This is a genomic window from Promicromonospora sp. NPDC059942, assembly GCF_042731755.1.
In the GTDB taxonomy this organism is placed as follows: Bacteria; Actinomycetota; Actinomycetes; order Actinomycetales; family Cellulomonadaceae; genus Promicromonospora.
On sequence record NZ_JBHWLR010000003.1, the window covers coordinates 500,237 to 512,111 of the forward strand.

7 protein-coding genes are annotated in these 11,875 nt (G+C 73.5%); 1 reads left to right on the top strand and 6 read right to left on the bottom strand.

Annotated elements, in window-relative coordinates; all coding sequences use genetic code 11:
- Nucleotides 1-166: 166 nt before the first annotated feature.
- The 6 genes from ACFV9Q_RS07270 to ACFV9Q_RS07295 form a co-directional block, all read right to left on the bottom strand.
- Nucleotides 167-4,591: a GH92 family glycosyl hydrolase gene (locus ACFV9Q_RS07270; protein ID WP_377233832.1), complete on the bottom strand. Its 4,425-nt coding sequence runs from the start codon at nt 4,589-4,591 to the stop codon at nt 167-169.
- 102 nt (nt 4,592-4,693) lie between these two features.
- Nucleotides 4,694-5,695, bottom strand: a complete 1,002-nt coding sequence (locus tag ACFV9Q_RS07275; protein WP_377231178.1) for a LacI family DNA-binding transcriptional regulator — start codon at nt 5,693-5,695, stop codon at nt 4,694-4,696.
- 4 nt (nt 5,696-5,699) lie between these two features.
- Nucleotides 5,700-6,920, bottom strand: coding sequence for a sugar ABC transporter permease (locus ACFV9Q_RS07280; protein WP_377233833.1), 1,221 nt, complete (start codon nt 6,918-6,920; stop codon nt 5,700-5,702).
- A complete protein-coding gene (locus tag ACFV9Q_RS07285) occupies nt 6,917-7,741 on the bottom strand; it encodes an ATP-binding cassette domain-containing protein (protein ID WP_377231176.1) in 825 nt (274 codons plus the stop codon). The genes ACFV9Q_RS07280 and ACFV9Q_RS07285 overlap by 4 nt, the downstream gene beginning before the upstream one ends.
- On the bottom strand, nt 7,738-8,844 hold the full coding sequence (locus ACFV9Q_RS07290; protein ID WP_377233834.1) for a substrate-binding domain-containing protein: 1,107 nt from the start codon (nt 8,842-8,844) through the stop codon (nt 7,738-7,740). The genes ACFV9Q_RS07285 and ACFV9Q_RS07290 overlap by 4 nt, the downstream gene beginning before the upstream one ends.
- A gap of 116 nt (nt 8,845-8,960) precedes the next feature.
- Entirely contained in the window at nt 8,961-10,079 is a 1,119-nt protein-coding gene (locus ACFV9Q_RS07295; protein ID WP_377231174.1) for an ROK family transcriptional regulator, read from the bottom strand.
- Between the two features lie 361 nt (nt 10,080-10,440).
- Here ACFV9Q_RS07295 and ACFV9Q_RS07300 point away from each other — a divergent pair, with 361 nt between their 5' ends.
- Nucleotides 10,441-11,730: an ABC transporter substrate-binding protein gene (locus ACFV9Q_RS07300; RefSeq protein WP_377233835.1), complete on the top strand. Its 1,290-nt coding sequence runs from the start codon at nt 10,441-10,443 to the stop codon at nt 11,728-11,730.
- Nucleotides 11,731-11,875 lie beyond the last annotated feature (145 nt).

Below are 11,875 nucleotides of genomic sequence, written 5' to 3' on the forward strand. Positions count from 1 at the left end.
GTGGAAGGTCCCTATCCATCCTTTTTCCCCGGTCCTCACCCCGGGGAGCTGCCCGGGCCGGTTGTCGAGGTCGTTTGGTTGTTTTGGGCTCGTTCCATCGAGGGACCGCTCCCAACGCAACCGACCGAACTCAATACGGCGGCCCAGGAGGCCAGGGTGAACCAGGTCAGCCGCAGGCGGCTGCCTGGTACGGCACGGTCACCGTCTCGGTCGCCTTCTGGCCGTCGACGGTCGCCGTGACGACGGCGGTCACCGCGCCCGTGCCGACCTGCGCCGAGCCCGACTCGAACGTCAGCTCGCCGTCGCCCTTGACCGTCTCCGTCCCGAAGTCGGACGTGACGCGGACGGTCGCACCCTTGGCGCCGTCCACGACGACCCGCAGCGTCGAGTCGCCGTCGACGCAGGCCGGGGCGGCCCACACGGTGACGCCGCCCGCCGTGTCCTCCGCCTTGTCGGCGGCACGGGTCTCGGCCCGCGTCTGGGCGTCCGGTGTCGCGGCCGCCTCGAGCGGCAGCGCGTCGGCGCCGGCGCCCTGGTCGGCCAGGAGCTGCACCTCGGCCAGCGACAGGTCGCCCGCCGAGTCGCCCGCAGCGTCGCCCGCAGCGTCGCCCGCCGAGCCACCCCCGGAACCGCCCGCCGACGCGACGTCCGCCGACGCGACATCCGCAGCCGCCTCGACGACGATCCGCAGGTGCCCGTACTCCTCCGGGTCCTCGACCTGGAACGTCCGGGTCTGCAGCGCCCAGCGGAACGCCTCGCCGTCCCGCTCGTCGAGCACGGTCCAGCTCTCGCCGTCGTCCGACCCCTCCAGCCGCCAGGCCGACGGCGCCGCCGTGCCCGCGACGCCCGAGGTCAGCGTGTACGTGCCGACCGTGGCCGCCGTGCCGGACCCGTCCCAGGTGATCGTCGGCGTCGCCGTGGCGAACGTCGTGCGCGTGGTCGAGGTGTCGTCCACGAGCGCGTCGGCGTCGGCAACAGAGACGCCCGAGCCGTCCCCGCCGTCCGCGACCGTCACGGTCCCCGCCGCGGTCGCGTCCCGGTCCGGCGTCGGCGGCTCGTCGCCCTCGGTGAGCGACGGCGGGGCGTCGTCCTCGCCCGTTCCCCAGGAGGACGGCTCCGGCCCCATCACGAAGTCCAGCCGGGCGCCGCCCGACAGGTCCGCCTGCGACAGCGAAGTCGACGTGCGCGACCGCCCGTCCACCCGCAGCGACTGCACGTAGACGTCCTCCACGGAGTTGCCCCGCGCGTTGATCACCAGGTCGCCGTCCGGCAGGTGCACCGTCGCCTTGTCGAACAGCGGCGAGCCGATCGCGTACTGGTCGGAGCCGACCTGCAGCGGGTAGAAGCCGAGCGCGGCGAAGATCCACCACGACGACATCTCGCCGTTGTCCTCGTCGCCGGGATAGCCCTGGCCGATCTCGCTGCCCACAAAGAGGCGGCGCGTGACCTCCCGCACGATCTCCTGGGTCTTGTGGGGCGCGCCCGCGGCGTCGTACAGCCACGGGATGTGGTGCGAGACCTGGTTGCTCATGCCCCACTGGCCCAGGCGGATGTCCCGCGCCTCGCGCATCTCGTGGATGACGCCGCCGTAGCCGCCGGTGTGGGTGGCGTCCTCGGGCGTGGCGAAGAAGGTGTCGAGCTTGTCCTCCAGACCCTCCTGGCCGCCGTAGAGGTTGCCGAGGCCGCGCGGGTCCTGCGGCGCGTGGAACGAGAAGTTCCAGCCGCTGGTCTCGGTGTAGCCGCCGCCCCAGGTCCGCGGGTCGTAGTCCTCGGGCGCGTTGAGGAACGAGCCGTCGGCGTGGCGCGGCTGGAAGAAGTCGATCTCCGGGTCGAAGAGCTCGCCGTAGTGCGTGGCGCGCTCCAGGAAGTAGGCCGACTCCTCCCGCAGCGTCGCGCGCCGCTCCCGCGGGACCCGACGGTCCTCGGCGAGCGCCGCGGCCATGTTGCCGATGCCGAAGTCGTTGATCAGCCCCTCCAGGCCCCAGGAGACGGACTCGTGGGTGCTCTCCGGCGTGAAGCCGAGGTACGGCGAGGTCTCCAGGCCCTTGCGGCCCACCGCGTTGTTCGGCGGGGCGACGGTGCCGTTCCTCAGCGCGGCGTCGTACGCGTCGAGCGCCTTGTCGGTGGGCAGGGAGCCCTTGAGGTAGGCGTCGGCGAACGCGACGTCCGACGACGTGCCCGTCATCAGGTCCGCGTAGCCCGGCGAGGACCAGCGGGCGATCCAGCCGCCGTCGCGGTACTGCTGCGTGAACCCGTCGACCAGCTCGGCGGCGACGTCGGGGTACAGGAACGAGTACGCCGGCCAGGCCGTGCGGTACGTGTCCCAGAACCCGTTGTTCACGTAGATCTTGCCGTCGACGAGCTTCGCGTTGGTCGCTGTGTCGGTCGCCTCGCCGGACGGCGCGGTGACCGGACTCGCGTACCGGTACACGGGGCGCTTGGCGGTGCCGGTGTTCTCGAACTGCGAGTTCGGGTACAGGTTGAGGCGGTACAGGTTGGAGTACAGCGTGACGAGCTCGTCCTCGCTGCCGCCCTCCGTCTCGATCACGCCGAGCCGGTCGTTCCACTCCCGCTCGGCCGCGCGCTGCACCTTGTCGAACGACCGGCCCATGACCTCCAGGCCGAGGTTGGCCCGGGCCTGGTCCAGCCCGATGAACGACGTCGCCACGCGCAGCTCGACCGTGCGGTCGTCGCTCGTGTCGAACGTCGCGTACCGGGCGCCGGCGCGGTCGCCCGCCGCCTCGCCCACGGCCGACGGCGCGCGGTCGAACGTGCCCGCCACGTACATGCGGGTGCGGCCGACCGACAGGCCGCTGCCGTTCTCGACCCAGCCCGTCAGCTCGCCGGTGGCGGCGTCGAACGACAGCTTCGAGGAGCCGGCGACGCGGTCGACCAGCACGTGGCCGGTACCGGCCCCGTCGTCGGCCCCGTCGTCGGAATCAGCGCCCGCCGGGAACGTGTACCGCAGCACCGCCGCGTGGTCCGTCGGCGTCACCTCGGCCTTGATCCCGTCGGCGAAGGTCACGCCGTAGTAGTCGGGCCGCGCGGTCTCGTCGGCGTGGTCGAACGCCAGGCCGCGCGCGTCCAGGCCGCCGTCGGGCACGCCCGCGCCGGTCGCGGGCTGGAAGGCGAGCTGGTTGCGGTCGCCCATCCAGGGGCTCGGCTCGTGCGAGATGCCGATGCCCTGCAGCACCGGGCGGTTCTGCTCGTCGTTGGCGCCCTGGTACTCGTACAGCCAGCTCTGCGACGACGCGTTGGTCAGCGGCGTCCAGAAGTTGAAGCCGTTCGGCACGGCCGTGGCCGGCACGTTGTTGCCGCGCGAGAACGACCCGCTGGACAGCGTGCCGCGGCGCGTGTCCACGTAGTTCGTCAGGCTGTCCCCGTCGATCCGGTCGGGCCGGGACTCCAGCGCGACGTCGTCCAGCCAGCCGGCGAACTTCGTGGCGGCCGCGCCGCCGTCGTTGTCGTAGCCCAGCAGCACCTGGTCGACGGTCTTCCCGCGCGCGACCGACCCGAGGTCGACCCGCACGGAGTTCCACTGGTCGGCGTACAGGATCTTGCCCGCGCCCTGCCCGGCGGCCGTCGCGGCCGTCCCGTGCGCGTCGCGCGCGTCCAGGTCGGACAGGTACGTGCCGTCGGTGAACCTCAGGTCCACGCTCGCGTAGGTGGACGGGTACTCCAGGTCGCCCAGCAGCTCGGGGAAGATCTTCCAGCTCAGCCGGGTGTCGCGGCCCACGCGGACGTCGACGTCGCCGTACAGCACGTTGGTCGCGTGCGCCGGGCCGTCGGCCTGGTGGCCGCCGTCGTATCGCAGCGAGCGGGTGCCGGTGAAGCCGACGCCCTTCTTGTTCGTGAAGTCCACCGTGGTGGGCCCGGAGCCGACGGCGGTGGTCATCGGCCGGTCCGCGGGCTGCTCGGAGAGGTCGGCGGACAGGTCCCAGTCGGCGAGCTGCACGATGCCCGCGCCCGCGTTCTGCGTCACGTCCAGGCGGAACCAGGTGTACGCGGCGGTCGGTGCGTCCAGCTCGAAGACCCGCTGCTGGAACCGGTCCTCGAAGGCCTCGCCGCCGCGCTGGTCGATCGTCTCCCAGGTCTCGCCGTCGGTCGAACCCTGCAGCGTCCAGGCGCGCGGGTCGCGGTCGGCGAAGTCGTTCGCGGAGGTCAGCGCGTAGGCCGTGACCACGGTGGGCCCGGTCATCTCGTAGGTGGCCCACCCCGTGCGCGCGAACGTCAGCCACTTGGTGGCCGAAGACGCGTCCGCCAGGTTGGCCGCGCCCTCGTTCGGCAGGTTCTCCGCGCTCGCCGCGACGTTGCCGACCCGGTCCAGCACGCTGCCCGGCAGCCCGACGACGAACTCGCCGACGTTCTCCTGCCACGGCGCGCCGTCGCGCTGCGCCGGGGTGTTCTCCAGCGGCGCCGCGTCGTCGTCCTCGAAGGAGGTGGCGAAGTCGCCGCCGGCTCCCCCGCCCGGCGCCGTCGCGGCGGGGACGGCGAACGCGGCGCCCGAGGGCACCGCGAGCAGCAGGGCGAGTGCTCCCGAGAGAGCGGCGGCCGCGTGCCGGGATCTGGCTCGGCCGGTGACTGTGGACATGGGTGGTCTCCCTCGTCGGCTGACAGCGCTGTCGCGTGCCGAACGTAGGTGCAGGCCAGGCCCGGTGTCAACGGGGCGCCGCGGGGACCGCGGCCCAGCCCTTCAGCGGGGCGGCCGCTCGCCGCTGCCGCGGGTGACGACGTGCGTGGGCAGCACCACCTGCTCGACCGTCCGGTCGGCGTCGGCGGACCGCGCGACGGCGAGCTCGGCGGCCCGCCGCCCCATCTCCACGGCGTCGTAGGCCACCACGGTGATGCCCAGCAGGTCGGCGAGCTCGAAGTCGTCGAAGCCGACCACGGCGACGTCCGCCCCGCCCGGGGTGTCGCGCAGCGCCTGGAGCGTGCCGACGGTGGCCCGGTTGTTCGCGGCGAGGATCGCGGTGGGCGGCTCGGGCGCGGCGAGCAGCTCCAGCGCCAGGTCGCGGGCGGCCGCGGCGTCGTGCGCGCCGGAGCGGACCCAGCGGTCGGCGTCGGCCACGCCGGCCTCCGTCATCGCGGCGAGGAACTCGTCGCTGCGCTCCTGGTAGGTCCACAGGTGGGGCTCGTCGCCCACGAACGCGATGCGGCGGTGGCCGTGCGCGAGCAGGTGGCCGACGGCGGCGCGCGTGCCGCCCCGGTTGTCGATGACCACGGTGTCGACGTCCATCCCGGCCGCCGGCCGGTCCACGACCACCACGGGCAGACCGGCGGCGATCTCGCCGCGCAGCGCGGAGTGGTCGGCGCCGGCGGGCGTGACGATCAGGGCGCCGACGCGGCGTTCGAGCAGCTCGCCCGTCAGGGACGCCTCGCGTTCGGGGTCCTCGTCGGACGACGCCGTCAGGAGCTGCAGCCCGTGCTCCCGCAGCTCGCGCTCGATACCGCTGGCCAGGGCGGAGTAGAACTCGTTGGCCAGGTCGCCGGTGATGAACCCGACCAGCCGCGAGAGTCCGCCCCGGGCCAGGTCGGCGGCCACGGCGTTGCGGCGGAAGCCCAGCGACGCCGCGGCGTCCTGCACGCGCTCGCGCGTCGCGGACGCCACGTTGGGCTCCCCGTTCAGCACCCGGGACGCGGTCTTCAGGCTCACCCCTGCGGCTTGCGCCACCACCGCCAGCGTCGGACGACGCATCACCTCAGGCCTCCCGTCGCTTGCGCAGCAGCATGTCGATGATGATCGCCAGCAGCAGCACCGCGCCGGTGACCATGTACCGCGCGGCCTGGTCCACGTTCATCAGCGTGAGCCCGTTGGCGATGGACTGGATCACCAGCACGCCCAGCACGGCCGACCAGGCGCTGCCGCGCCCGCCGAACAGGCTGGTGCCGCCGATCACGGCCGCGGCGATCGCCACGAGGTACGTGTCCGCTCCGCCGGTCCCCTGGTTCGCGGCCCCGAGCCGCCCCGCGGCGAGCACGCCGCCGAGCGCGGCCAGCGTCGAGCAGGCGACGAAGCAGAGCACGACCGTGCGCTGCACGGGCACCCCGGCGAGCATCGCCGCCCGCCGGTCGCCGCCCACCGCGCGCACCGACCGCCCCCACCGCGTGCGGCGCAGCAGCACGTCCGTGACCACGACCAGGCCGGCGAACAGGACCACGGTGTAGCCGATGCCGCGGGCCGTGCCCAGGTAGGCCACGATCGCCGACAGCACGGCGGCCAGCACCAGGGTGCGCACCACGATCTGGGGCACGCTCGCGCAGGCGAGGTCCGCCCGCCGACGTCGGACCCGGGCCACGACCTGCACCGTCGCCGTGGTGGCCACCACGACCACCACCAGCGCCCAGGCCACGGCGGGCGAGAGGAAGCCCTGCTGCACCGACCGGACGAACCACGACTCGAACGGCAGGTTGATCGAGCCGTACGGCCCGAGCACGCGGAGCTGCACCCCGGCGAGGAACAGCAGGCCGGCCAGGGTGAAGACGAAGCTCGGCAGCCCGAGCCGCGTCGAGAGCGCGCCGTACGCCAGCCCGACCACCACCCCGCACGCCAGGGCGGCGAGGATCGCGAGCGCCACGGGCCACCCGAGCGTCACGGAGCCGACGGCGACCACGGCCGCGGCCAGCCCGCTGACCGAGCCCACGGACAGGTCGATCTGGCCGACCAGCAGCACGAGCACGACGCCGAGGGCGATGACGCCGACGGGGGCGCTCTGCAGCGTGAGGTTGACCAGGTTCTCGGGGGCGAGGAACGCGGGGTTGACGGCGCCCATCACCAGCCAGATCACCACGAGCGCCCCGACGATGGGGAGCAGGCTGTTGCCGCCGCGCACCCGCTGCCAGACGGCGCCGGTCAGGCCGCCCGTGCCGGCCAGTCCCGTTCCGGAGAGCCCGGCCCCGGTCCCGCCCTGCTGCGCGGTCATCGGCGCACCGCCCGGCCGGACTCACGGCCGGACTCGGCGCCCGACCGGGTGCCGCCGCGCGCGCCGGAGCGGGCCCCGGTGTGCTTGGCCCCGGGCCGGACCGCGCCGGTCATGGCGGCGAGCAGGTCCTCGTAGGACGCGTCGCCGTCGAACACGTCGTGCACGCGGCCGAGCCGCAGCACGAGGATGCGGTCGGCGACGGCCTGCAGGTCGCCAGCCTGGTGGCTGACCAGCACGACGGCGTGGCCGCGCTCCCGCAGCCGGACGATGAGGTTGAGCACCTCGGCGGTCTGGCGCACGCCGAGCGACGCCGTCGGCTCGTCCAGGACGACGACGCGCGGGGAACCGAGCAGCGCGCGGGCCACGGCGACGGTCTGGCGCTGCCCGCCGGACAGGGTGCGGACGGGGTCGCGCACGCTGGGCACGCTCGCGGCGAGCTGGTCGAGCAGCCGCCACGCCTCGCGCTCCATGGCGACCTCGTCGAGCAGGGGCCCGCGCCGGGTCTCGTGCCCGAGGAACAGGTTCTCGACGACGTCCAGGTCGTCCACGAGCGCGAGCTCCTGGAACACCGCGGCGATGCCGAGGGCCCGCGCGGCGGCGGGCGAGTCGAGCACCACGGGGCGCGCGTCGAGCAGCACCTGGCCGGCGTCGGGCCGGTGCGCCCCGGCGAGCACGCCCGCCAGGGTGGACTTGCCCGCCCCGTTGTCGCCGACGACGGCGAGCACCTCGTGCTCGTGCACGTCGGCGTCGACGTCCACCAGGGCGCGGACGCCGCCGAACCGCTTGGAGACGCCGCGCAGCGAGAGCACCGGGTCGCTCATGGGGTGTCCTCCCCGATCAGGCCCGCGCGCTCGCACGCGTCCCGGTAGGCGGGGACGCAGATCTCGTCGGTCGTGTACACGTGCCCGTCGACGATCACGTGCTGGACGTCGTCGACGCCCACGGCGCGGGGTGCCAGGAGCACGGTGGGCACGCCCTGGATGACGGCGGTGGTGCGCGGCTCCTCGCCGCGCAGCACGCGCACCGCGAGCTCCGCGGCGGTCTGCGCCTGCTGGTCGGTCGCCTTGTAGACCGTCATGTACTGGTCGCCCGCGATGATGCGCTGCACAGCGGCCAGCTCGCCGTCCTGCCCCGTCGTGACGGGGACCGGGTCCAGGCCCGCGGCCTTGGCCGCGGCGATCGCGCCGCCCGCTATGCCGTCGTTGGCGGCGAGCACGCCGTCGACCTGCCCGGGGAACCGGGTGAGCATGGCCTCGGTCCACTCGGTGGCCTTGTCCGGGCTCCAGTCGGGCGTGTAGTACTCGGCGAGCACGTCGATGTCCTCTCCTTCGAGGGCGCGGCGAGTGCCGGCGGCGATGGCGAGCGCGTTGGGCTCGGTCGCCGATCCGTGCACCAGCAGCACCCCCGGCCGGTCCTCGGCGTCCGGTCCGGCGTCTGCGTCTGGTTCAGCTTCTGTCTCAGCGTCTCGTTCCGTGACGCCACCGGCAAGTGCCGAGCCCAGCAGGAAGCCGATGAACTCGTAGTCGTACGACACGTAGTAGTCCGCGCCGTCCACGAACCGATCGTAGGCGATCACCTGGGCTCCCAGCCGCTTGGCCTGCGCGACGATCCCTGCGGCGGCCACGGTGTCCACGGCGTCGAGCACCAGCACGTCGGCCCCCTGGGCGAGCATCGACTCCGCCTGCTGGAGCTGCGCGGCGGCGTCCTGCCCCGCGTTGGCGTACAGCACCGTGCAGCCCGGGCAGCGGCGGCCGGTGACGGCCACGAACGTCGGGTGGTCGGACGCCTCGTAGCGGGCGGTCTGCGCCTCCGGCAGGAGCAGGCCGATCGTCCCCTCGTGCGGCACGCCTGCGGCGCCCGCGGGCTCGGACGGCGCACACCCGCCGAGCCCGGCCACGAGCGCCAGCCCGGCCAGGGCCGCCAAGCCGGCCCGCCCCCGCCCCCGCCCCCGCCCCCGCTGAGTGCGGGCTATCTGCGGTGTCGAACCGTTTCGAGAGCGCAGATACCCCGCACTCAACGGGCGTTTGAGCGTCCGGCGGGTCATGAGCTCACCCCCAGGGAGCCGAACATCCGCGCCTGGTCGAGCGCGGCCGCGAGGGCACCGCGGACGCCGGCGTCGGCCCCCAGCGCGGACGGGACCACCTCGACCGGGCCGCGCGAGGTCGCGACTACGCGCTGGCCGAGCGAGGTGCGCAGCGGTTCGAGCAGCAGCTCCCCCGCCTCGGCGAGCTTGCCGCCGATGACGACGACGTCGGGGTCCACGAGGTTGCAGAGGTTGGCGAGGGCCACGCCGAGGTGGCGGCCGGCGTCGAACACGACCCGGCGGGAGCCGGCGTCGCCCTCGCGGGCGCGGGCGACCAGGTCGGCGAGGGTGAGGTGCCCCGCCTCGGGCGGGAGCATGGCGAGCAGGCTGGAGGCGCCGACCAGCATCTCGAGGCAGCCGCGGTTGCCGCAGCGGCAGACGGGGCCGTGCTCGTCGACGGACACGTGCCCGATCTCGCCGGCGACGCCGGACCGGCCGTGCACGGCGCGGCCGCCCAGGACGAGCCCGCCGCCCACGCCGTGGGAGACGCGGATGTAAGCGACCGAGTCGTGCCCGGCGCCCGCGCCGAACCGGGCCTCGGCGATCGCGGCGAGCGTCGAGTCGTTGTCGGCGGTCACGGGCACGTCGAGCTCGGCGGCGAGGATGTCGTCGACGTGCACGCCGTCCCAGCCGCGCATCATGCCCACGGTGACGACCTGGCCGGTGCGGATGTCGACGGGCGCGGGCACCCCGACGCCGACGGCGAGCAGCTCGGACGGGTCGGCGTCGACGGACTCCAGCATCTCCCGGATCAGCATCGCGGTGCGCTGCAGCCCGGCGTCGGCGCGGTGGTCGGGCGCGAGCGGCATGCGCTGCTCGGCCAGGACCCGCATGGACGCGTCCGCGAGCGCGACGCTGAGGGAGCGCATGCCGAACCGGATGCCGGCGACGACGCCGAGGTTGCGCGCGAGGGTGACCTGGAGGGCGCGGCGGCCGTTGCGCACCGACTGCGAGGTGTGCAGCACGCCCGCGACGGTGAGCTCCTTGACGATGTTCGAGATCGTGGCTGGGGACAGCCCTGTGACGCCGGCCAGCTCGATCTGCGTGAGAGAGCCACGCTGCTGGACGGCGCTCACGATCCGGGCTCGGTTGGCCTCACGCAGTGAGGTCTGCGAACCCGGTGTTACCCGATCCGCGCGCACAGCGCCCAGGGTAACCGCCTTCCGCAATGCCCCGGTCGGGAATCGACCTGGTATGACTGCTTTGGATACACGAACTGAACGTTCAGGTCACGATCCAGCGACGCTTGCGTTCATTTCTTGACACCAAGGCTCAGCCGCCGTTCGATAGGACCCGGGTTCACGGGCGTACAGGCGCGCCCGGCCGGTCCACAGGTACGACGCCGTCCTGGCCGCGAGGAGAATTCACCCTCGCCAGGTACGACGACGCCGTCCCGGGTCGGTGCTCCAGCGACCGAGGAAGGTTGAGGGACCCCAGATGCGAGTGAACCGGAGGATGACTGCGACGGTGGCGACAGCCGCTGTGCTCGGTCTCACGCTGGCCGCGTGCGGCGGCGGCGGTGACGGTGGCGAAGGCAGCGGCGAGAGCGGCAGCGCCGACCAGGTCGAGGTGTTCACCTGGTGGGCTGCCGGATCCGAGAAGGCCGGCCTCGACGCCCTGGTGGGCGTGTTCAACGAGCAGCACCCCGACATCGAGTTCGTCAACGGCGCGGTCGCCGGCGGCGCCGGCTCCGCGGCGAAGGACCTGCTGCAGACCCGTCTGCAGGCGCAGGACCCGCCGGACACGTTCCAGGCCCACGCGGGCGCCGAGCTGCAGGACTACATCGACGCCGCGCAGATCGAGGACGTCTCCGACCTCTACGACGAGTTCGGCCTGACGGACGTCTTCCCGGCCGACCTGGTCGACCGGCTCTCCACGGAGGACGGCGCGATCTACTCGATCCCGTCGAACATCCACCGCGCGAACGTCGTCTGGGCCAACCCGACGGTGCTCGAGGACAACGGCATCGACCCCGAGGCCGAGTACGCGGACCTCGACGCCTGGATGGCCGACCTGGAGAAGCTCGACAAGGCGGGTGTCACGCCGCTGTCGGTGGGCACCACGTGGACCCAGGTCCACCTGCTGGAGACCGTGCTCCTCGCCGACCTGGGCGCGGACGGGTACAGCGGCCTGTGGGACGGCTCGACCGACTGGAACAGCCCCGAGGTCACGGCGGCGCTCGAGGACTTCGAGACGCTGATCGGCTACACCAACGACGACCGTGACGGTCTCGACTGGCCCGAGGCGACCCAGATGGTCATCGACGGCACCGCGGCGTTCAACGTCATGGGCGACTGGGCCGTGGCGGCGTTCGAGGAGCAGGACAAGGTGCTCGGCACGGACTTCACGGCGGCCCCGGTCCCGGGCACCGACGGGACGTTCGACTTCCTCGCCGACTCGTTCACCCTGCCGGTCGGCGCCCCCCACCCGGACGGCGCCAAGGCGTGGCTGGAGACCGTGGGCTCGCTCGAGGGCCAGGTCGCGTTCAACAAGGCCAAGGGTTCCATCCCGGCCCGGACCGACGCCGACCCGGCGGAGTTCTCGGAGTACCAGCAGACCGCCATCGAGTCGTTCGCGAACGACACGATCGTGTCCTCGCTGGCGCACGGCGCGGCCGCCCCGGTCGCGACGCTCAACGCGATCTCCGACGCCACCAGCAAGTTCACGACCGGTGCGTCCGACCTCGCCGGCTTCCAGTCCGAGCTGGCCTCGGCCACGCAGAGCTGACACACGGGCGCGAACAGCTCCCGCGTAACGCACACCGCCGTACGTCGCGGGGGGGGGGGGGCACCCTGCCCGAGGGCGGGTGGGTCCCCCCCTCCCCGGGGAATAAATGGTGGCCAAAAGGAGGGGAGGCGGGATACCACCTGTT